Consider the following 21,794-nt stretch of genomic DNA (forward strand, 5'->3'; position numbering starts at 1 on the left):
GTCTGAGGGCGTGCATGCCACCCTCCGGTCAGGAGGGACACGCCACCGTTCCCACAAACCCCGTCATCGCAGAGGGACCGCAGTCGCGGGCACAAACCGCCGAACGGGGCGCCGGGAGGTGTCACCTATAAACTAACTTACGAGGCAGCTTTCAGCGCCCCGTCCGAACCTTAAACCAAGCCACGGCGTTACCGACGCGCGTGGATAGAGCCGCATGTCGAGGAAGATGCTATGTCCGAGAAGACCGTGAAAGACTGGGAAGCGCTGGCTGAAAAGGAACTGAAGGCCTCGCCGGACACACTCGTCTGGCATACGGCGGAAGGCATCGACATCAAGCCGCTCTACACGGCGGACGATCTCAAGGGCATCGATCATCTCGATTCGCTGCCGGGCTTCAGGCCTTTCGTGCGCGGGCCGCGCGCCACGATGTATGCCGGAAGGCCGTGGACGATCCGCCAATATGCGGGCTTCTCCACCGCCGAGGCGTCCAACGCCTTCTACCGCCGCAACCTTGCCGCCGGCCAGAAAGGCCTGTCGGTCGCCTTCGACCTCGCCACCCATCGCGGTTACGACAGCGATCATCCGCGCGTGGAAGGCGATGTCGGCAAGGCGGGCGTCGCGATCGATTCGGTCGAGGACATGAAGATCCTGTTCGACGGCATTCCGCTGAAGGACATGTCGGTTTCGATGACCATGAACGGCGCGGTCATCCCGATCCTCGCCTCCTTCATCGTCGCAGGCGAGGAACAGGGCTGTTCGCGCGCCGAGCTTTCGGGGACCATCCAGAACGACATCCTGAAGGAGTTCATGGTCCGCAACACCTATATCTATCCGCCCGAGCCTTCGATGCGGATCGTCGCCGACATCATCGAATACACGGCGAAGGAAATGCCGCGCTTCAATTCGATTTCCATATCCGGCTATCATATGCAGGAGGCCGGCGCGACGCTGGTGCAGGAACTGGCCTTCACGCTCGCCGACGGCCGCGAATATGTGCGCGCGGCGCTGGCGAAGGGGCTGAATGTCGACGACTTCGCCGGACGGCTGTCGTTCTTCTTTGCGATCGGCATGAATTTCTTCATGGAGGCGGCGAAGCTGCGCGCCGCGCGCCTGCTCTGGTCGCGGATCATGGAGGAGTTCCAGCCGAAGAAAGCGGCGTCGCTGATGCTGCGCACCCATTGCCAGACCTCGGGCGTCTCGCTGCAGGAGCAGGACCCTTACAACAACGTCATCCGCACGGCCTATGAAGCACTCTCGGCGGCGCTCGGCGGCACGCAGTCGCTGCACACCAACGCGTTAGACGAAGCGATGGCCCTGCCGACCGATTTCTCGGCCCGCATCGCCCGCAATACCCAGCTCATTCTCCAGCACGAGACGGGCATCACCAACGTGGTCGATCCGCTCGCCGGTTCCTATTATGTCGAAAGCCTGACGAAGGAGCTTGCCGACAAGGCCTGGGCGCTCATCGAGGAGGTGGAAGCGCTCGGCGGCATGACCAGGGCCGTGGCCGAAGGCCTGCCGAAGCGGCTGATCGAGGAGGCGGCGACGCTTCGCCAGGCCAAGGTCGACCGCGGCGAGGAGATCATCGTCGGCGTCAACAAATACCGGCTGGAAAACGAGGACGAGCTCGACATTCTCGCGATCGACAACACCGCCGTCCGCAAGGCGCAGATCAAGCGTCTGGACGAGGTGCGCCGCCGGCGTGACCCGAAAAAGGTGGAAGAGACGCTCGCCGCACTGTCCGCGGTGGCGGGAACCGGCAAGGGCAACCTTCTGGAAGCGGCCGTCGAGGCGGCCCGCGCCCGTGCGACGGTCGGCGAGATCTCCGATGCGATGCGCAAGGCCTTCGGCGATCATTCCGCCGTGCCGGAAGTGGTCGGCGATATCTATGGCCCGGCCTATGAGGGCGATCCGGAATACGGGACGCTGGTCACGCGTCTGGCCGATTACAGCAAGGCCTCCGGCAAGCCGAAGATCATGGTCGCCAAGCTCGGCCAGGACGGGCATGACCGCGGCGCCAAGGTGATTGCGTCGGCCTTCGGCGATATCGGTTTCGATGTGCTCGCCGGACCGCTCTTCCAGACACCGGATGAGGCGGCCGAACTGGCGGTGAAGGAAAAGGTGCAGGTGGTCGGCATGTCCTCGCTGGCCGCCGGCCACAAGACGCTCGCCCCGCAGCTCGTCGAAGCGCTGAAGGCGAAGGGCGCCGGACATATCGTCGTCGTGGTCGGCGGCGTCATTCCGCGCCAGGACTACGATTACCTCCTGGAGCATGGCGTCGCCGCCGTCTTCGGTCCCGGCACCAATGTCCTCGACGCCGCCAACTCGATCCTCGACATCCTCGAAGGCAAGCGGCGGAACCTGTGAGGATCACTTCGCCGCCAGCATGGCCCGGGCGCTGTCGGCGTCGGTGATCAGCGCGTTCGCGAGCCCGCTCTGCGCCACGGCATGAAGGATCTTGTGCTTGTGCGGGCCGCCGGAGGCGACGATGCGGCAATCGATCTGGCGGAAATCCGTAAGCTCCGGGGAGAGGACCTGACGGTTCAGCGGATGGTCGATCTCCTCGCCGGAAATATCGAGATAGCGGCCCATCAGGTCGCCCACGGCGCCGGCTTTCTGCAGGATGGTTTCGTCCATGCCCTCCGGAAGGCCGTAGCGCACCTGCAGCGACTGCTGCGACACGTCGCCGACGCTCAGATACGCGACGTCCACCTCGCAGATTTGCCGGAAGGTCTTCTGGAAGACCGCCTGCGAGATGATCGCGTCGCGCGATTCTGCGCTTTCCGCATAGATCGGCGCGGCGAAATAGCGGCACTGGGCGTTCAGCACCTGTGCGAAGCCGCGAACGATCTCGAACGTGTTGATCTCCGACCCGTGGGTCAGGCCGCCCATCATCGAGCGCACCTTGACCTGCGGTTCGTTGAGGGTCGGCATGTGGTGGATCGTTTCGCGCAGCGTCGAGCCCCAGCCGATGCCGATGGAGGCTGGTTTCTGCGTCTGGATCAACCGCCCGAGGAAGCCGGCCGCCCCCCGCCCCAGCACCGAGTGCAGGAGGTCCGCATCGCTGGGCGTGGGAACCACGACGGCGTCCCTGAGGTCGAAGCGCCGCCGGAGCTTCGCTTCCAGCTCGACGCTTTCCGAAAGCGTCGAATCGAAGCTGATCCGCACCACTCCCGTTTCCAGTGCTTCCGACAGGATCTCGTTCACCCGCCGCCGGGTGATGTTCATCTGTTCGGCGATCTGCTGCTGCGTCAGCCCTTCCACATGGTACAGCCAGGCCGCTCGTACCATCAATTCGCGATGTTCCATATCCCAACCACCGTTTTCCCAAACGTCACATCGATGTAACATATGTAACGTAACCCATGCTCGTCATGGCTAACCCAGACTGATGGAGATAGCCAGAACCGAAACAGGGCGGGTCATGAGAAGGACCCGATGGAAGGACCTCAAACATGGCTTCGACATATGTGAAATCGGTTGCCCGCCTGCTGGCCGCCGGCGCGCTGCTTTTCGGCGCGCCAATGGGGGTCGCAAGCGCCTCGGCCGCGGAACGCGTCAGGATCGAATGGTGGTATGCGATTTCCGGCAAGCTGGGCGAGACCGTCCAGCAGCTCGTCTCCGACTTCAACAAGTCGCAGGACAAGTACGAGGTCGTCGGCACGTTCAAGGGCAATTACGAAGAGACGATGGCGGCCATGGTCGCTGCCTACCGCGTCAACCAGCAGCCGGCTATCCTTCAGTCGGCGGAGCGCGGCTTCATGACCATGCTGAATTCCGGCGCCATCATTCCGGTCGACCAGTTGATGGCCAAACAAGGCTACCAGATCGACTGGAACGACTTCATCAAGCCGGTCGCCGGGTTCTACATCGTCAACGGCAAGCCGGCGGCGCTGCCCTTCAATTCCTCGACCCCGGTCCTCTGGTACAATACCGACACCTTCAAGGCGGCCGGCTTCGATGCGCCGGCCGATACCTGGCAGGAGCTCGAAAAGCAGCTTTATGCCATGAAGGAAAAGAAGGTCACCGATTGCCCGATGGCGCTGCCGGGCGACTTCCAGTGGAGCCTGATCGAGAACTACTCGGCCATCAACGACCAGCCTTTCGGCACCAAGGCCAACGGTTACGGCGGCCTGGACACCGAATTCGTCTACAACAAGACCTCCGTCGTCGGTCAGGTGACGCGGCTGAAGAAGTGGGTCGATGACGGCGTGCTGAAGATCTCCGGCCAGGGCGTCGCGCCGATCAGCCTCTATACCTCCGGCACCTGCGCCACGATCATCAATTCCACCGCCAGCCATTCGGCGGTCGAGGCGGACGCTAGGTTCAAGTGGAGCGCTGCGGTCATGCCGCACGAGGAAGGCGTTCAGCCGAGGAACAGCACGATCGGCGGCGCTTCGCTCTGGGCGGTCAAGGGCAAGCCGGAAGAGGTCCAGGCCGGCGTTGCGGCCTTCTTCAACTATGTCGCCCAGCCGGCGGTGCAGGAATGGTGGAGCAAGTCGACCGGCTACGTTCCGGTCACCAATGCCGCCTATGCCAAGATGAAGCAGGAAGGTTATTTCAAGGATCACCCGACCCGCGAGATCGCCATCGAGCAGTTGTCGCGCGGCGAGCCGACCGACAATTCCCGCGGCTTCCGCTTCGGCAACCACAACCAGTCCACCGCGATCATGCTTGAGGAAATCCAGGCTGTCTGGACCGGCAAGAAGACCCCGCAGGAAGCGCTCGACAGTTCGGTCAAGCGCGGCAACGAAATCCTGCGCCAGTACGAGAAGCTCCATGCCGGCAAGTGATGCGATGAGATTGGGCGAGGGCGCGGCAACGCGCCCCCGTTTCCCGTTGCGGCGGAGCCTGGGCCTGGCTGTCGGGCCGTCGGAGGTAGGGCTGAAGGCCTCGCACTTCCCGCGGCCCTGGCTGGCTGCGGGCCTTGTCGCCCCGCAGCTTCTCATCCTGCTGTTTTTCTTCTTCATTCCCACCTGGAAGGCGTTGTCGCTTGCCTTCGTGCAGGTGGACCCGTTCGGCGGCACGACGATCTTCGTCGGCCTCGATAATTTCACCGGCCTGTTTTCGAGCCCGGAATATCGCGACAGCGCGGTGCTCACCCTCTGGTTCACCGTCGTGCAGTGCTTCGTGACGCTCTTCATCGCCGGCCTGCTGGCCTTCGCGACCGATGTCGTCATCCGCGGCCGGGCGATCTACAAGGGCGTGATCCTGCTGCCCTATGCCATCGCGCCGGCGATATCGGGCGTGCTCTGGGCCTTCCTCTTCAACCCGACGGTCGGGCCGCTCGCCCACATGCTGCATGAGCTGGGTTATGCCTGGGACCCGAACCGACGTCCTTTCGATGCGCTTCTCCTGGTCTCCGTCGCGGCGATCTGGAAACATGTCTGCTACGACTACATCTTCCTCGTGGCGGCTTTCCTCGCCGTGCCCGCCTCGGTGATGGAAGCGGGCGCCATCGACGGCGCCCGGCCGGTCCGGCGCTTCCTGACGATCACGCTGCCGATGGCCGCGCCGACGATCTTCTTCCTGATCGTCATGAATTTCGTCTATGGCCTGTTCGAGACCTTCGGCATCATCGACACGATCACCCACGGCGGTCCGGCCGGCAGCACCAATACGCTGGTCTACAAGGTCTATCAGGACGGGTTCCGCCAGCTCGATCTCGGCTCTTCCGCCGCGCAATCGGTGGTGCTGATGGCGATCGCCGTCCTCTTCACCATCCTGCAGTTCCGCGCCGTCGAGCGCAAAGTGAATTATCAGGTGTGATCATGGTCGAACGTCATGCCTGGCTCTCCGTTTTCTGCCATGTGGTGCTTCTGGTCGGTGCCGCGGCGGTCTGCATGCCGCTCTATTTCGCCTTCGTCGCCGGCTCGCTGACGGTCGGCGAAGTGCAGCAGGTGCCGTTTCCCCTGCTGCCGGGCGACCATTTCGTGGAGAACACGATCACGACCTGGAGCGAGGGGAATTTCAGCCGGCTCTACCTCAATTCCCTCGTCGTCACGGTGGGGATCGTCGTCGGCAAGCTGGCCGTCTCGATCATCGCCGGTTTTGCCGTCACCTATTTCCGGTTTCCCTTCCGCATGACGGTCTTCTGGCTGATCTTCATCTCGCTGATGCTGCCGGTCGAGGTGCGCATTATCCCGACCTACGAGGCGGTGGCGGATGCCGGCGGGCCGTTGCGCTCCTTCTTCGAGGCGATCGGCCTCACGGGCCTCCTCGCCAGCACGACCGGTTACCAGCTCGACGTGGCGCTGCAATGGAACATGGTCAACAGCTATAGCGGGCTCATCCTGCCGCTGATCGCGTCCGCGTCCGCGACCTTCCTGTTCCGCCAGTTCTTCCTGACCGTGCCGGACGAGCTTTGCGAAGCGGCGAAGCTCGATGGCGCCGGCCCGATGAAGTTCTTCCGCGACGTGCTTTTGCCGCTGTCCACCTCCAATATCGCGGCGCTGTCGATCATTCTCTTCCTCTACGGCTGGAACCAGTATCTCTGGCCGTTGCTCTTCACGACCGAGAAGCAGATGTACACGGCGATGATCGGCCTGAAGGACCTGATCCCGGTGGCCGATGCCCAGCCGGCCTGGAACCTCGCCATGGCGGCATCCTTCTTCGTGATGGCGCCGCCGGCCTTCGTCATCCTGTTCATGCAACGCTGGTTCACCAAGGGTCTGGTGGATTCCAGCAAATAACAAAAAGAGGTATTTCCCGTGACCAGTCCCATCATCGCCGGCCATCGCGGCGCCCGCAATCTCTGGGCCGAAAACAGCCTCGCCGGATTTCGCAATCTTCTCGGCCTGAAGGTCGAATGCGTGGAATTCGATGTGCATCTGAGCGCTGCCGGCGAGCTTCTTGTCATCCACGACGCCACGCTCGACCGCACGACCGAGCGCTCCGGCCGTGTCGCCGACCTTGCCGCCGGCGAATACCGCTCGGTCATCCTCAAAGGCACGGACGAACGTATTCCGACGCTTGACGAAGTGCTGGAAATCTACGCTCCGACCGGCCTCGAACTGCATGTGGAGTTGAAGGCCGATGCCGAGGGCAGGCCCTATGAAGACCTGGAGGCCAGGGCTGCCGCGGAGCTGGACCGCTTCGGCCTTGCGGACCGCTCCTTCCTGACGAGCTTCAACGGCGCTGTGCTGAAGAAGGTAGGCGAGGTGGCTCCGCATATCCGGCGGCTCTCCTCGCTCAGCCACAAATCCGTCGAGCCCAGGGGGCTGCGGCAGTCGGTCGAGATCATGCTGCAGGTGTCGGATGTGCTTGCCGTCGAAAAGGCCCTGCTTTCCGATGAATGGGACCTGCTGTCGGCGCTGATCCCGGCTGAGCGGCTGGGGGCCTGGGTTCCGAACGATCCGGACGACCTGTCCTTCTGGCTGAGGCGGCCGATTCGCCAGATCACCACCGACCGGCCCGATCTGGCCGTCAGGGTGCGCGGGGAATTGTTCGATGCCGCACATTGACCGGCGAGGCTTCCTGGTGGGCGGGCTTGCGGCGGCGGCCATCTGGCGGCCGCTCGGGCTTGCGCGCGCGGAAAACTTCAAGGCCGATCCGTTTTCCCTCGGCGTTGCCTCCGGCGCACCGCGGCCGGACAGCGTCGTGCTCTGGACGCGGCTGATCTTGGAGGGCGGATCGGCGGCGACTTCCGCCGATCCCTTCGCGCCCGCGCCGAAACCGGTCGCCGGGCCGGTCGACGTGGAATGGATGGTTGCCGAGGACGGGATGTTTTCGAAACCGGTCCGGTCGGGCCTTTTCCGCGCCGTGCCGGAATTCGCGCATTCCGTGCATGTCGAGGTGAAAGGGCTGCAGCCCGGCCGCTGGTATTTCTACCGTTTCCGTTCCGGCAACGCGACGAGCCCCGTCGGCCGCACCCGTACCGCGCCGGAAAGCGCCGATGCCTTCCGCTTCGCCTTCGCCTCCTGTCAGCAATACGAACAGGGATATTACAGCGCCTATGGCGACATGGCGGAGAAGGACCTCGACCTCGTCGTGCATCTCGGCGATTACATCTACGAGCGCAGCTACGGCGCGGAGCTGGTGCGCAGGCATGGAGCCGGCGTGCCGTCCATGCTCTACGAGTATCGGGACCGCTACGCGCTCTACAAGTCGGACCCGCGGTTGCAGGCGGCCCACGCGGCGTTTCCGTGGCTCGCGGTCTGGGACGATCACGAGGTCATCAACAATTATGCGAACGACCGTGCACCCGACGCGCCGGACCCGGCTACGTTCCTGGCCCGCCGCCGGGCGGCCTACCAGGCCTGGTTCGAGCATATGCCGGTATCGCCGGACCTTGCGGCCGGGTTCGATGCCCTGCGCATCTACGATCATTACCGTTTCGGCAGGCTGCTCGGGCTGACGCTGCTCGATACGCGGCAATACCGGTCGCCGCAGCCCGAGGGCCCGGCCGGCGACGACCGGCCGGAGCGGACCATGCTCGGCCCGGCCCAGGAGGACTGGCTCGCCAGGACGCTCGGCGCATCCGGGGAGACGTGGAACGTCATCGCCCAGCAGACGCTGCTTTCGGAGCGCGACACCAAGGCGGGACCGGAAGCCGGCTACAATCTCGACGGCTGGGACGGCTACCGGGCCGCGCGCACCCGCCTTCTCGATACCGTCCAATCCTCTTCGGTTCGAAATCCGCTCGTCATCGGCGGCGATCTGCATGCCTTCTACGCGGCTGATGTGAAGCGTGACTTCACGGACGAAAAGGCAGGGCCCATCGCTTCCGAGTTCGTCTGCGGCTCGATCACGTCCGACGCACCATCCGGGAAAAGCCTTGCCACGGCGCTTGCGGAAAATCCGCATCTGAAGTTCGCTTCGGACAGGCACGGTTATGCCATCATGCATCTGGGCGAACGGTCGGCGGGCGTGGACTTCGTCGGTATCGCCGACCGCAAGCAGCAGGACTCGCCGGCCGCCGTCTTCCAGAGTTTCGCAGTCGCCGATGGCGCAGCCGGCGTCAACCGGCTCTGACGCATCACTGAAATTGGAATCCCATGCAGATTGACCTTTTGATTTTCGATTGCGACGGCGTGCTGATCAACAGCGAGCCGATCGCCAGCCGCACGCTTGCCAAGGCGCTTCGGGACGCCGGCGCCATGATCACCACCGAGGAAGTGCTGGTCCGGTTTACCGGCAATTCGGCAGGCAATATCCGCCGCATCTGCACGGAAGAACTGGGCATCGGGGATCTGGATGCCGTATTCGAGGCATGGCATCTCGATATCTATCCCGAATTCGTCCGTTCGCTGGAACCGATGCCGGGTATCGAGCGGCTCGTGCGGTCCCTGCCGCACCGCAAATGCGTTGCCTCCAACAGCTCGACGGAGCGGTTGTCGAAAAGCCTCGGCCTGCTCGATCTCTGGCACGCCTTTGCACCCTCGGTCTTCAGCGCCGACGTGGTGGCGCGGCCGAAGCCGGCACCGGACCTCTTCCACTTCTGTGCCGAGACCTTTGCCGTCGAGCCGGGGAATTGCGTCGTGATCGACGACAGCGCCCACGGCATCGTCGGGGCAAAGGCCGCCGGCATGGCGGCGATCGGTTTCGTCGATCCCGCCGATCCGCGGCCCGGCCGCGCCCAGATCCTCGCGGAAGCCGGCGCTGGTCTCGTGGCGACGGGCGCTGAAGAGCTGGAAATGGCGCTGGCCAGTCTCGAGAGCCGGCAGGTCGTCCGGGCCTGATCGCCCGATCGACAGGCCCATCGGCCGCCGGCAGGAAACGTCAAGGCAAACATCGCGGCTGTCATCCGCCTGTAAAACTCGCGCATTAAGAAACGCCCAACAAGATTGCACGGCTGTGCAAAAAAAAGGGGGTTCCCATGGGCGAGGACGGGTTTCTGGAGTTGCGCGGCGTCGCAAGCCGCTATGGAGCCACGCAGGTTCTGGCCGATATCGACCTCTCGATCGGCAAGGGCGAATTCGTGGCGCTGCTCGGCTCCTCGGGCTGCGGCAAGACCACGCTCCTGCGGGTGCTGGCTGGTTTCATCAGTCCTTCGGCCGGCGAGGTGAAGGTACGCCACCGCGATGTGACGCACCTGCCGCCGGACAGGCGCGGCATGGCGCTGGTCTTCCAGTCCTACGCGCTCTGGCCGCATATGACGGTGGCGCAGAACATCGGTTACGGGCTGAAGCTGAAGGGCGTTGCGCGCGCCGGGATTGCCGCCCGTGTCGCCGAAATGCAGTCCCTGCTCGGCCTCGACGGGCTGGAGGGGCGAAAAACCTCGGCACTGTCGGGCGGCCAGCGCCAGCGCGTGGCGCTTGGCCGGGCGCTGGCGATAGACCCTGAAATCCTGCTGCTCGACGAGCCGCTGTCGAACCTCGATGCCCGCATTCGTCTTTCCGTCCGCCACGAGCTTCGGGCCTTGCAGAGGCGGCTGGGCATCACGGCGATCCATGTGACCCACGACCGCGAGGAGGCCATGGTCATGGCCGACCGGATCGTCATCCTGAACGCCGGAGAGATCGCCCAGCAGGGAACGCCGGAAGACGTCTACAATCGTCCGGCCTCAGCCTTCGTCGCGGCCTTCATGGGCGCCGAGAACGTGATCGCGCTCAACGGCGCGCCGGAGGGCGACCGGTTCATGCTCGCCGCAGGGGTTGCGAACGCGGCATGCGGCGTGCCGCTCTTCGGCCGTCCGCTGGTGTCAGGTCCCGTCGAGGCCCGGTTCCGCCCCGAGGCGGCGCGCCTTTGTTCCGCCGACGAGGTCGCGGCGATCGGTCCCGGCATCACCTTCCGGGGCGAGGTCGCCGCCGTCAGTTATCCCGGCGGTCACTGGCGCCACGCGGTTCGCGTCGGCGATCGCGAGATCATGGCCGATGGCGCCCGGGCTTTCGAGCCGGGCGCGAAGGTCGCCGTGCATGTGCCGGCCGATGCGCTCTTCCTCTTCAATTCGCCGGCGGCGGCGCCGGCACCCACCGTTTCCCGAACGCCGTCCGGGAAAGTTTACGCCTGACCATTTGATGAACGACTTTTCAACTCACGGAGAAGCACCCATGAAGAGAATGTCCTATGCAGCCTTCGCCGTCGCCTTCGCAGCCCTGCCGGTTCATGCCGGAGAGCTGACGGTTGCGACCGCGGGCGACCAGAACATGGTCGATTATATCAACCAGTATCTCGGCCCGCTCTTCGAGAAGACCTATCCGGGCAACACGGTCCGCGCCGTCGGCACCGGTCCCGGCGATGCCGGTTCGCAGAAGATCCTCGAGCGCTTCGACGCCCAGTCCGCCGCCAAGGCGGAAAAGTGGGATGTCGACGTCGCCGTCGTCCATGAGAAGTTCGTCGGTCCGATGGTCTCGAAGAACTACCTCGACAAATATCGCGGCGATATCGAGACCGGCAAGCTCGTCACCCGCGCCAATGCCAGGATGGCGCTCGGCACCGATGTCGACGGCTATGTCATGCCGATGTTCAACAGCCAGACGGCGATCGCCTACAATCCGGCGCTCGTTTCGAACCCGCCGAAATCCTATGCGGAGCTTGCGGAATGGGCCAAGGCGCATCCGAAGCAGTTCGGCTACAACGGCATCAAGGGTGGCGCCTCGGGCGTCAGCTTCGTCATGGGCTGGATCTATGCCTTCGGCGGCGGCGATGCCAACACGCTGATGAACGGCCCGTTCAAGGAAGAGGAAACCAGGAAGTGGGATGCGGCTTTCAAGAGCCTCGCCGACTTCACCACCAATGCGACGCTGACGCCCGGCAATGCCGGCACGCTCGATCTTCTCTCCCGCGGGGAGATCGCCATGGGTCCGGTCTGGGTGGACATGTTCTACTCCTGGCAGGCGAACGGTCAGCTTCCGCCGACGCTGAAGCTCATCCTGCCGGCTCCGGGCATGCCGGGCCAGCCGATGCACTATGTCATCCCTGAAAAGGCGGCCAGCAAGGATCTTGCGGAGAAGTTCATCGCCCTCGCCACCAGCCCGAAGGTTCAGGCCGAAGGCATCGTCAAGCGTTTCAACTGGTATCCGGGCATCGACGCCGACAAGGTGAAGACCGAACTCGACGACGCCACCTGGAACAAGCTTTTCGTGGACATCACGCCGGAAGACCTTGCCTCCAAGGGCAAGCCCTTCCCGATCGCGCCCTATAACAACGCGATCCTGGAAGCCTACGAAAAGTCCGTGAAGTAAGCGGCATTTCCCCCTTCTTCTCTCGGGGAGAAGGGGGGCTGAAGGGCCGGATGAGGGAGTGTGCGGCGGACAGCCCCCTCATCTGTCCTATCGGACATCTTCTCCCCGCTGGGGAGAAGAAATTCCACCGCCAGCCGCCGCCTCAAGTTTGAACGAACCCATGTCCAGACGACTCCTCGGCCTCGCCCTTGTCTTTCCCGCACTCGCGGTGATCGCGCTTCTTTTCATCCTGCCGCTGATCATGTCGGCGGTCGGCGCATTTCAGGTGGAAGGGGCGTTCGGCTGGGGCAATTTCACCAAGACCTTCGACCTCTATACGAAGGATATCGTCTTCACCGTCGTCATCATCGCGCTCTCGACGGTGCTGATCGGCATCGCCTCGATCACCATCGGCGGTTATCTGACGCTCGGCGAGCATCCGGTCGCCGTCGCGGTCCTGCGCTGGCTCTATCGCTGGCCGATGTTCATTCCCTTCATCGTCGTGGGACAGATCCTGCGCACCTTCCTCGCCAAGAACGGCATGATGAACAACACCCTCATCAATCTCGGTCTGCTGACCCCACTCGACGCGCAGAGTTTTCTCGACTGGCGCGGCATCGTGATCGCCTTCGTCTGGAAGCAGACGCCCTTCGTGGCGCTGCTCGTCGCCGGCGCCATGGCCTCGGTCAACCGCGACACGATCGAGGCCGCCCGCAATCTCGGCGCCTCGCGCTTGCGCGTTCTCATCGAGATCCTTGTGCCGCAGGTGGCGATGACGCTGACGGTGGGCCTCATCCTTTCCTTCGTCACCATGATGTCCGTGCTTTCGGTGCCGCTGATGATCAATGCCCAGACGCCGACCATGCTGACGGCCGACATCGCTTTCCGGGTCAATTCCTACGGCGATTACGGCGTTGCCAATGCGCTCGGCCTCATCTCGCTCGTGCTGGCTTCCTCCGTTGCTTGGATCTATCTCCGCGCCAGCCTGAAGGAGCGCGCATGACCGCTTCCGTTGTGACCGCTTCCCGCAATCCTCTTTCCGCGGATTTCCGGGCGGCCCTCTGGTGGGTGCCGCGCGGCATCGTCTTCGGGCTGATGGCCTTCTTCATCTTCGGCCCGCTCTTCAACATGCTGCTGTGGACCGTCGCGGAGAAATGGTATTTCCCTTACAGCCTGCCGTTGGAATATGGCTTCAGCTCCTGGACGAAGGTGTTCGCGCCGCGCGGCGGGGCGGTGGAATCGCTCACCAATTCGCTGGTCGTCGCACTCCTGACGGTCGTGGTGTCGCTCATCCTGGCAATTCCGGCGGGTTACGCGCTGGCGCGGCTGAAGCTGCCGCTGAGGGGGCTGATCCTGCTGGCTTTCCTCATTCCGCAGGCCTTCCCGAATCTGACCGTCTATGTCAACGTCGCGCGCATCTTCTACGAGATCGGCTTGAACGGCACGATCCCCGGCGTCGTGCTGGTGCATGTCTCGCACGGCCTTGTCTATGCGGTCTGGATCGCCACCGCCGCTTTCTCGGCGATCGATCCGGAGCTCGAACAGGCGGCGCGCAATATCGGTGCGGGTGCGATGCGCACCTTTCTGGACGTGACCTTGCCGCTTGCGGCACCCGGCCTGATGGCGAGCGCCATCTTCGTGTTCCTGGAATCGCTGGACGAATTCACCGGCAGCTATTTCGTCGGTGCGCCCGACGTGAACATGCTGCCCTTGCTGCTTTATACCGCCGGCGCCGGCGGCAATTATCAGATCGCGTCGATCACCGCCCTCCTGTTGCTCGTTCCATCGCTGGTCTTCATGGCTGTCGTCGAGCGCTTCCTGAAGGCGGATGTCCTTTCGCGCGTGGGGCATTGAGGAAAGCATGAAGGACGAAAAGAGAATGCGCTTCGTCAGCGCCGAACAGGTCGCCCGGCTCGCCGGCGTTTCCCGCTCGGCCGTCTCCCGCACCTTCACGCCCGGCGCCAGCGTCGCCCCGGCGACGCGCGAGAAGGTGCTGCACGCGGCCGAGCAGCTCGGCTACCACGTCAACGATCTGGCGCGCGGCGTTCTCGCCAACCAGAGCCGTCTGGTCGGCATCGTCGCCACCAGGCCCGAAATCGGTTTCCGCGCCCATCTGACCGCCGCGCTCACCAAGGCGCTGATCAGGCGGGGCAGCATTCCGATCCTGATCAATACGGGCCAGACGGAAGAGGAGCTGCTGGCCGCCCAGAAGATGCTGATCGGCCACCGCGCGGAGGCGACGATCATCATTTCCGGCTCGCCGCCGGCAAGTTTCTTCGATCTGGCGCAGCGCAACGGCCAGCCGCTCGTGGTGATCGGCCGTTCCGAACCGGATGCCGACCATGTCCGCGCCGGCAATTCCGAGGCCTCGCGCAATGCTGCGAACGTCTTCTTCGCCGCCGGCCGGCGCCGGCTCGCCGTGGTCGGCTCGCAGTCCGGAACGCCGAGCATCGCGGAGCGCGAAGGCGCCTTCCTTTCGGCGGCCCAGGCCCTTGGCGCGGAAGTCACGGCCGCCAGGGGGCCGGATTCCGACTATGACGGCGGCATCGCCGCCGCACGGGAACTGTTTTCGGCAGGCGAAAAGCCGGATGCGGTTTTCTGCGCCAACGACCAGATCGCTTTCGGCCTGATGGATTTCGTCCGCATCGAACTCGGCCTGCGCATTCCGGAGGATGTCGCGGTGATCGGCTTCGACGACGTGCCGGAAGCGGCATGGCTGAGCTATGGTCTCACGACCTTCCGCCAGGACCCCGCGACGATGGCGGCCCGGTCCGTCGAACTTCTGGAGCGACGGCTTGCAAGCCTGGATGCGGCGCCGGGTTACGAGCGGGTGATCCCCGAACTCGTGGTGCGCCGGAGTTTCGTGCCGGCCTGAGCAATTCCGGCAAAACGGATGGCGGCGGCTCAGGTGGCGGATAAGCTTTACGACGTCTTGCACGTCCTCCTCGGCCTTGTGCCGGGAATTTCAGCTGTTTCCATAAATCAACGTGTTGCAGGTGCCCGGGACAGGCCCGGGCATGACGAGGGAGTGATTGCCCCGTTTAGATCTTCAGCAGCTTGCGGGCGTTTTCCTTGAGGATCAGCGGCCGCACCTCGTCCTTGATGGCGATATTGGCGAAATCGGAGAGCCACCTGTCCGGTGTGATCGCCGGCCAGTCGGAGCCGAACAGCATCTTATGCTTCAGCAGCGAATTGGCGTACTGCACCAGGATCGGCGGGAAATATTTCGGCGACCAGCCGGACATGTCGATGTAGACGTTCGGCTTGTGGGTGGCGACCGAAAGAGCTTCCTCCTGCCAGGGAAAGGAAGGATGGGCGAGGATGATCGGCATGTCGGGAAAGTCGACCGCCACGTCGTCGAGATGGATCGGGTTGGAGAATTTCAGCCGCATCGCCATGCCGCCGCGAAGCCCGGCGCCGACGCCCGTCTGGCCGGTGTGGAAAAGCGTGATCGCGCCTTCCTCCTGGATTGCCTCGTAAAGCGGGTAGGCCATCCGGTCGTTCGGATAGAAGCCCTGCATGGTAGGGTGGAACTTGAAACCCTTGACGCCGAATTCGCGCACCAGCCGTCGCGCCTCGCGGGCGCCGGCCTTGCCCTTGGCCGGATCGATCGAGGCGAAGGGGATCATGATATCGCTGTTTTCGGCGGCGATCCTTGCCACTTCCTCGTTGTCGTAACGGCGGAAGCCGGTTTCCCGCTCCGCATCGACCGGAAAGATCACGCAGCCGATCCTGCGCTCGCGGTAATAGGCGGCCGTCTCCTGCACGGTCGGCAGCATGCCCTGGGCGCCGGCGGGGTTCCGGAAATACTTCGCCATTCCGGCCTGGAACTCGTCATAGCCGTCATCGCGCGGGCCGCAGCAGGGCTCCTCCGCATGGGTGTGGATGTCGATGGCGACCAGTTCGTCGATATTCAAGGCTCGCTCCTCCCGATCCTTCGATTTGTCTGCCGGCCTTCAGGTCAGGCCGACGAATTTCCGCAAGAGGACCGTCATCTGTTCACGTTCGGCGGCGGTGAGATTGGAACCGAGCGAACCCTCGAAGGCAAAGAACCAATCGCTCGCCTGCCTCACCTTCGCCACGGCTTCCGGCGTCAGGCTGATTTCCACCGCCCGGCGGTCCTCGTCCGGAATGCGGCGTGAGACGAGCCCCTGGTCCTCCAGCGAGCGGATCAGCTTCGTCATGTGAGCCCGCTTGATCCTCAGGCGCTGGCCGAGCACGCTCTGGCGAATGCCGGGATTGTGAAGGATCACCCACAGGACCGAAAATTCGCCCGGCTTCAGGTGGCGGTCGCCGAACTCCTCGAAGAAAACCTCGTAGACCTTGATCTGGGCAAGTCGCATCAGGAAGCCGAGCGCCGTACCGAGCCGGTCGAGATTCACGTCGTCGGTCGTGCGGGTCGCCATGTCCATCAGGACCATCCCCTCTTCAGGCCGAACCCGGCGTTTTCAGCCTTGCGGCACGCTTTTCGAGGAAGGCGTTCAGGCGCTCCTCCGCTTCCGGGCTGGTGGCGGTGAAGGAGGCGATGAAGGATTCCACGAAAAGCCCGTCTTCCTTCGCCATGTCCTGGATGCGCGGCAGCGCGTTGATCACGGCGTAATTGGAGATTTCCGCATTGCTCGCGGCCGCTTCGGCCAACTCATGCGCCTTCTGCCGGGCCATGCCCTTTTCGACGACGTATTGGGCGAGATTCCATCGCTCCGCCTCTTCCGCCGAGGCAACGCGGCCGGTCAGCATCATGTCGGTCATGCGGGCGACGCCCATCAGCCGGGCAGCCCGCACCGAGCCGCCGCCGCCGACGAAGATGCCGCGCTGTCCTTCCGGCAGTGCGAAGAAGGCGGATTTGTCGGCAACGCGGATATGGGTGGAAGACGCCAGTTCGAGCCCGCCGCCGACGACCGCGCCATGCAGGGCGGATATCCACGGGATCGTGCCGTGCTCGATGCCGGCAAATACCGCGTGCCAGCGGCGCGAACCGTGCACGCCCTGGATCGGCGTCTTCTTGACATGTTCGGCAAGGTCCAGCCCGGCGCAGAAATGGTCGCCGTGACCGAAGAGCACGACGGCTTTCGCTTCGCTTTCGGCGCGCGCCACCACGTCCGCGATCATTTCGATGAAGCGGTCGCTGATGGCGTTTCGCTTTTCCGGACGATTGAGGCCTATGTGGGCGACGTTGCCCCTGAGCTCATAGGTCACGAAGCTGGTTGCCGTCTGATCGGCCATTTTTACGTGCTCCTCCGGCACCGGACGCTTCCGCCGCCCGTTTTGATTTTTTTGATCGTTTACATGGAGATTGTTTCTTTGTAAACAAATTTTGGGAGGAGCCGCTACGGCTCTCGTCGGAATTCGTGGATTGACGTCTGGGAGGAGAGTCATGACCGGAAAGCCTGTCCGCAATATCAAGCTTTGGTCGCCGGTGGTTCGCTGGGAGGAAAGGCCAAACGGCGAGTTCCTCGTCTGGCGGGAGGATTCGCTCAGTCCCTATCCCGACAAGATCAACGAAAGGCTGGTCCATTGGGCGAAGAACGCCCCCGACCGGACCTGGATGGCCGATCGCGAAGGGCCGGGCGAATGGCGCAAGGTCACCTATGGTCAGGCCCTGGACCAGGTGCGGCGCATCGGCCAGTTCCTGCTCGACCTTGGGCTTTCGGCCGAGAGTCCGCTCGTCATCCTTTCCGAAAACTCCATCGATCACGCGCTGATGGCGCTCGGCGCCCAGCATGTCGGGGTCCCTTCCGCGGCGATCGCCCCGGCCTACGCCACCATATCCTCCGATTTCGGCAAGCTTGCCGAGATCGCCGCGCAGATCACGCCGGGCATGATATTTGCCGATGACGCTGCGGTCTTCCGCCGGGCGGTCGATGCGGTCTTCGGCTCCGACATTCCTTTTGTCGCCGTTCGCAACCTGCCGGAAGGCCGCCCCAACACCCATCGTCTCGACGATATCCTCAGGACCGAACCGACCGGCGCGGTCGATCGGGCTTTCGATGCGGTCGGGCCGGACACGGTCGCAAAATTCCTGTTCACCTCGGGAACAACGGGGTCTCCCAAGGCGGTGATCCAGACGCAGCGCATGCTCTGCTCCAACCAGGAAATGGTGGCCGACTGCTATGCTTACTTTCGCGACGAGCCGCCGGTCCTGGTGGACTGGTCGCCATGGAACCACACGGCCAGCGGCAACAAGTGCTTCAACCTCGTCATCTATCACGGGGGCACCTATTATATCGACCGGGGCAAGCCGACGCCGAAGCTGATCGGCCAGACGATCGCCAATCTCCGGGAGATTTCGCCGACCTGGTATTTCAACGTGCCGGCGGGCTACGAAATGCTGGTGCAGGAAATGCGCGAGGACGATGCGCTGCGGCAGAGTTTCTTCCGGAATCTCAAGATGATGATGTATGCCGGCGCCGGCATGGCGCAGCACACCTGGGACGCCTTGATCGAACTTGCGGAAATGACCGTTGGCGGCTACGTGCCGCTCGGCACCGGCCTCGGATCGACCGAGACCGCGCCCTTCTCCATCTTCTGCACCGATCCGCAGGACAAGCCGGGCAATATCGGCATCCCGGCCCAGGGGGTGACCATGAAACTGGTGCCTTTCGAGGAGAAGTACGAACTGCGCCTCAAGGGGCCCAACATCACGCCCGGTTACTGGCGGAACGAGAAGCTGACCGTGGCGGCTTTCGACGAGGAAGGTTTCTACCGGATCGGCGATGCGGTGAAATTCGCCGTCCCCGGCGATCCGGGCAGGGGTTTCTATTTTGATGGCCGCACGGCGGAGAACTTCAAGCTGCAGACCGGGACATGGGTGGCCGTCGGCATGCTGCGCGCGCAGCTCGTCAACCAGTTCGGCGGGCTGATCCGCGATGCGGTCGTCACCGGAGAGAACCGGGCCGAGCTTGGCGCGCTTGCCGTGCCTTTCCTGCCGGCGCTGCGGGAGCTCGTCCCTGGCGGAGCCGGCCTTTCGGACGAGGAGGTGGCCGCGCATCCGAAGGTCAGGGCCGCGATCTCGGACAAGCTTGCGGAACACCAGCGGCAGGCGAGCGGCTCGGCGACGCGCGTCATGCGCATCATGCTGATGACCGATCCGCTGCGTTTCGAAAAAGGCGAGGTGACCGACAAGGGATCGATCAACCAGCGTGCCGTGCTTGCGCATCGCAGCGATCTCGTCGAGGTTCTCTATGCGGATGGACCGGAAGTCATCCGGGTTGGAAAGGAGCTTGCGGCATGAGGATCGAAGGATCGAGCGCGGTCGTCACCGGCGGCGGTTCGGGGCTTGGCGAGGCGACGGCCCGGCTGCTCGCGGGGCTTGGCGCTATCGTCCACATCTTCGACCGCAATGGAGAGGCGGCTGAAAAGGTCGCCGGCGAAATCGGCGGAGTGGCGCTTTCCGGCGATGTGACCAGCGAGGCGGATGCGGCAAAGGCGCTGGATGCCGCCGCGAAGGCCGGCGATGGCCTGCGCATCCTCGTCAATTGCGCCGGCATCGGCACCGCCGGGCGTATCCTCGGCAGGCAGGGACCCATGCCGCTCGCCGATTTCGAGCGCGTGATCCGCATCAATCTGGTCGGCACGTTCAACACGATGCGGCTTGCGGCCGAGCGCATGGCCGCGGCAGGCGAGCGGGGAGACAAGGCGCGGGGCGTCATCGTCAATACCGCTTCGGTTGCCGCCTTCGAGGGGCAGGTCGGCCAGGCGGCCTATTCGGCTTCCAAGGGCGGTATCGTGTCGCTGGCATTGCCGGCGGCGCGTGAATTTTCCCGCTTCGGCATCCGCGTCAACACCGTGGCGCCCGGCATCTTCCTGACCCCGCTTCTCTATGAGCTGCCGCAGGAGGCGCAGGACAGTCTCGCGGCGGCGATCCCCTATCCTTCACGGCTTGGCGATCCGGCGGAATTTGCCGATGCGGTGCGGTTCCTGATCGAAAACCAGTATGTCAACGGCGAGGTGATCCGGCTCGATGGCGGCATCCGCATGCAGCCGCGGTGAAGGCACATGTCTTTTTCGGACCAGGCAAACCGGACACTGGAACTGCTGGCCCTGACGCCCGGCTGGCACCGGCTGAGGGAGCTCAGGCAGGATTGCGATGACGAGACGGTCACGGCGATCGTCGAGGAAGCGGCCAACTTCGCGGAAGGGGTGCTTGCCCCCCTGAATGCGGTCGGCGACCGCATCGGCGCCAGGATGGCCGATGGCCGGGTGAAGACGCCGGACGGTTTTGCGGGGGCGTTCCGGGAATATGCTGCGGCCGGCTGGCTCGGCATGGATCTGCCGGAAGCCTTCGGCGGGCAGGCGGTGCCGCTGACGCTGCATGCCGCCTGCGCGCCGCTTTTCGAGCGCGGTTGCGTCGCGCTGATGATGGCGGCGGGCTCCACCCGCGCCGCCGCGCATCTCCTGGCGGAAGCCGCGGACGAGGCGACCGCGGGCGAGTGGGTGCCGAAGCTTGCATCGGGCGAATGGGCGGCGACGATCTGCATCTCGGAACCGGAGGCGGGCTCGGATGTCGGCCGGCTGCGAACGAAGGCCGATCTGCGCGACGGCGAATGGTTCGTGACCGGCCAGAAGATCTGGATCTCCTTCGGCGACCACGACATGGCCGGGCGCATCGGTCACTGCGTGCTTGCCCGCACCAACGACCAGCCCGGCACCCGCGGCATCAGCCTTTTCCTCGTACCGGACGTCATCGATGCGAAGCCGAACGGCGTCTCGGTCGATCGCATCGAGGAGAAGATGGGCCTCCACGGCTCTCCGACCTGCGCCATGCGCTTCGAGAATGCCAGGGGCATCATGCTCGGCAAGGAGGGGCGCGGCCTGCCGCAGCTCTTCACCATGATCGAGCTGATGCGGCTCCTGACCGGCTGCCAGGGCCTCGGCATCGCGTCTGCGGCGGCCGATATCGCCGAGGACTATGCCGGGGAGCGCCGTCAGGGCGGCCGTCCGGATCGGCCGCCCGTGCCCATAGCCAGCCACCCGGATGTCGAGCGCCAGCTCCACGAAATCCGGACATCGACCGAAATCCTGCGCGCCACCATCCTTGAGCTTGCCACGTCCATGGACCTTGCCCGGATCGAGGAAGGGGCGGGGCTTGAGGATTTCACCGGCTGGATGCTGCCGCTCGTGAAGAATTTCGGTGCGGAAACGGGATTCAACGTCGCGAATGCGGCGATCCAGGTGCTCGGCGGCGTGGGTTACACGAAAGACTGGCCGCTGGAGCAATATCTGCGCGATTCCCGCATCATGACGATCTACGAAGGCACCACCGGCATGCAGGCGCTGGATTTCCTGACCCGCCGGCTCTGGCGCGACGAGGGCAGGGGCCTCAGCCTCTTCCTGGAAAAGGCGCGCGACGAGATCGACGCCTATACGGCCGAACATCCGGAAGCATCGCAGGCTGTGCTTGCCGTTCTCGACGATTTCGAGGCGCTCAGCGAAGGGATGATGGAGATGCAGGCGGACATGGACGCCGCGCTATATCGTGCCGATGCCTATATGCGCGCGGCCTGGGCAGCCGTTTCCGCCTGGCTGGCGCTGCGGATGTCCGAAATCCGCGCTGTCCGCGGTCTCGTTGCCCAATTCGCATTCCATAGCGCACGTTGCATTTGATCCCGCGGGATCGATCGTTCTCGATTCGAGAAAGGAGAGCGGCAGCTTCCGTGCATTCACCACGGCTTTTCGAATTGCTAGCTTTTC

Annotated in this window: 19 protein-coding genes; 15 read left to right on the top strand and 4 right to left on the bottom strand. The window is 64.1% G+C overall.

What is annotated here, in order from left to right; translation table 11 throughout:
- Nucleotides 1-231: 231 nt before the first annotated feature.
- Nucleotides 232-2,367, top strand: a complete 2,136-nt coding sequence (gene scpA, locus ACFFP0_RS08170; RefSeq protein ID WP_377258802.1) for a methylmalonyl-CoA mutase — start codon at nucleotides 232-234, stop codon at nucleotides 2,365-2,367.
- A 3-nt stretch (nucleotides 2,368-2,370) separates the two neighbouring features.
- On the opposite strand, the gene ACFFP0_RS08175 is transcribed toward scpA, so the two are convergent.
- A complete protein-coding gene (locus tag ACFFP0_RS08175) occupies nucleotides 2,371-3,309 on the bottom strand; it encodes a sugar-binding transcriptional regulator (protein WP_377258805.1) in 939 nt (312 codons plus the stop codon).
- A 146-nt stretch (nucleotides 3,310-3,455) separates the two neighbouring features.
- Here ACFFP0_RS08175 and ACFFP0_RS08180 point away from each other — a divergent pair, with 146 nt between their 5' ends.
- The 11 genes from ACFFP0_RS08180 to ACFFP0_RS08230 all read left to right on the top strand — a co-directional run bounded on the left by ACFFP0_RS08180 (nucleotide 3,456) and on the right by ACFFP0_RS08230 (nucleotide 14,979).
- Nucleotides 3,456-4,793, top strand: a complete 1,338-nt coding sequence (locus ACFFP0_RS08180; RefSeq protein WP_377258808.1) for an extracellular solute-binding protein — start codon at nucleotides 3,456-3,458, stop codon at nucleotides 4,791-4,793.
- Nucleotides 4,780-5,769 carry an ABC transporter permease gene (locus tag ACFFP0_RS08185; RefSeq protein WP_377258811.1) on the top strand — a complete coding sequence of 330 codons (990 nt, stop codon included), beginning with the start codon at nucleotides 4,780-4,782 and terminating at the stop codon, nucleotides 5,767-5,769. The genes ACFFP0_RS08180 and ACFFP0_RS08185 overlap by 14 nt, the downstream gene beginning before the upstream one ends.
- Before the next feature lie 2 nt (nucleotides 5,770-5,771).
- Nucleotides 5,772-6,692 (top strand): ABC transporter permease subunit, encoded by a 921-nt coding sequence (locus tag ACFFP0_RS08190; RefSeq protein WP_377258814.1) that lies wholly within the window; start codon nucleotides 5,772-5,774, stop codon nucleotides 6,690-6,692.
- 18 nt (nucleotides 6,693-6,710) lie between these two features.
- The gene (locus ACFFP0_RS08195) at nucleotides 6,711-7,463 is read left to right on the top strand and encodes a glycerophosphodiester phosphodiesterase family protein (protein WP_377258816.1); all 753 of its coding nucleotides are present in this window, start codon (nucleotides 6,711-6,713) and stop codon (nucleotides 7,461-7,463) included.
- Complete coding sequence (locus tag ACFFP0_RS08200) at nucleotides 7,450-8,973, top strand: alkaline phosphatase D family protein (RefSeq protein WP_377258819.1); 1,524 nt, start codon at nucleotides 7,450-7,452, stop codon at nucleotides 8,971-8,973. Before ACFFP0_RS08195 ends, ACFFP0_RS08200 begins: the two co-directional genes overlap by 14 nt.
- Before the next feature lie 23 nt (nucleotides 8,974-8,996).
- Nucleotides 8,997-9,680 carry an HAD family hydrolase gene (locus tag ACFFP0_RS08205; RefSeq protein ID WP_377258822.1) on the top strand — a complete coding sequence of 228 codons (684 nt, stop codon included), beginning with the start codon at nucleotides 8,997-8,999 and terminating at the stop codon, nucleotides 9,678-9,680.
- A 137-nt stretch (nucleotides 9,681-9,817) separates the two neighbouring features.
- Nucleotides 9,818-10,951 carry an ABC transporter ATP-binding protein gene (locus tag ACFFP0_RS08210; RefSeq protein WP_377258825.1) on the top strand — a complete coding sequence of 378 codons (1,134 nt, stop codon included), beginning with the start codon at nucleotides 9,818-9,820 and terminating at the stop codon, nucleotides 10,949-10,951.
- Nucleotides 10,952-10,991: 40 nt separating this feature from the next.
- Nucleotides 10,992-12,125, top strand: coding sequence for an ABC transporter substrate-binding protein (locus ACFFP0_RS08215; RefSeq protein WP_377258828.1), 1,134 nt, complete (start codon nucleotides 10,992-10,994; stop codon nucleotides 12,123-12,125).
- 160 nt (nucleotides 12,126-12,285) lie between these two features.
- Nucleotides 12,286-13,107, top strand: coding sequence for an ABC transporter permease (locus tag ACFFP0_RS08220; protein ID WP_377258831.1), 822 nt, complete (start codon nucleotides 12,286-12,288; stop codon nucleotides 13,105-13,107).
- A 92-nt stretch (nucleotides 13,108-13,199) separates the two neighbouring features.
- Nucleotides 13,200-13,958: an ABC transporter permease gene (locus tag ACFFP0_RS08225; protein WP_377258882.1), complete on the top strand. Its 759-nt coding sequence runs from the start codon at nucleotides 13,200-13,202 to the stop codon at nucleotides 13,956-13,958.
- Nucleotides 13,959-13,965: 7 nt separating this feature from the next.
- A complete protein-coding gene (locus ACFFP0_RS08230) occupies nucleotides 13,966-14,979 on the top strand; it encodes a LacI family DNA-binding transcriptional regulator (protein WP_377258834.1) in 1,014 nt (337 codons plus the stop codon).
- A gap of 166 nt (nucleotides 14,980-15,145) precedes the next feature.
- On the opposite strand, the gene ACFFP0_RS08235 is transcribed toward ACFFP0_RS08230, so the two are convergent.
- From ACFFP0_RS08235 to ACFFP0_RS08245, 3 genes are read right to left on the bottom strand one after another with little or no spacing between them, the layout of a single operon-like run.
- Nucleotides 15,146-16,021: an amidohydrolase family protein gene (locus ACFFP0_RS08235; RefSeq protein WP_377258837.1), complete on the bottom strand. Its 876-nt coding sequence runs from the start codon at nucleotides 16,019-16,021 to the stop codon at nucleotides 15,146-15,148.
- Between the two features lie 39 nt (nucleotides 16,022-16,060).
- The gene (locus ACFFP0_RS08240; RefSeq protein ID WP_377258840.1) at nucleotides 16,061-16,516 is read right to left on the bottom strand and encodes a MarR family winged helix-turn-helix transcriptional regulator; all 456 of its coding nucleotides are present in this window, start codon (nucleotides 16,514-16,516) and stop codon (nucleotides 16,061-16,063) included.
- 16 nt (nucleotides 16,517-16,532) lie between these two features.
- On the bottom strand, nucleotides 16,533-17,327 hold the full coding sequence (locus ACFFP0_RS08245; RefSeq protein ID WP_377258843.1) for a crotonase/enoyl-CoA hydratase family protein: 795 nt from the start codon (nucleotides 17,325-17,327) through the stop codon (nucleotides 16,533-16,535).
- Nucleotides 17,328-17,478: 151 nt separating this feature from the next.
- On the opposite strand from ACFFP0_RS08245, the gene ACFFP0_RS08250 reads away from it, so the two are divergent.
- Genes ACFFP0_RS08250 through ACFFP0_RS08260 form a run of 3 tightly spaced genes read left to right on the top strand, consistent with a single transcriptional unit; the run spans nucleotide 17,479 to nucleotide 21,707 of the window.
- Nucleotides 17,479-19,335, top strand: a complete 1,857-nt coding sequence (locus ACFFP0_RS08250; RefSeq protein ID WP_377258847.1) for a feruloyl-CoA synthase — start codon at nucleotides 17,479-17,481, stop codon at nucleotides 19,333-19,335.
- A complete protein-coding gene (locus ACFFP0_RS08255) occupies nucleotides 19,332-20,093 on the top strand; it encodes an SDR family NAD(P)-dependent oxidoreductase (RefSeq protein ID WP_377258850.1) in 762 nt (253 codons plus the stop codon). Before ACFFP0_RS08250 ends, ACFFP0_RS08255 begins: the two co-directional genes overlap by 4 nt.
- 6 nt (nucleotides 20,094-20,099) lie before the next feature.
- The gene (locus ACFFP0_RS08260; protein ID WP_377258853.1) at nucleotides 20,100-21,707 is read left to right on the top strand and encodes an acyl-CoA dehydrogenase family protein; all 1,608 of its coding nucleotides are present in this window, start codon (nucleotides 20,100-20,102) and stop codon (nucleotides 21,705-21,707) included.
- The last annotated feature ends 87 nt before the right edge of the window (nucleotides 21,708-21,794 follow it).

The sequence above is a fragment of the Neorhizobium puerariae genome, from assembly GCF_042429745.1.
GTDB lineage: Bacteria > Pseudomonadota > Alphaproteobacteria > Rhizobiales > Rhizobiaceae > Neorhizobium > Neorhizobium puerariae.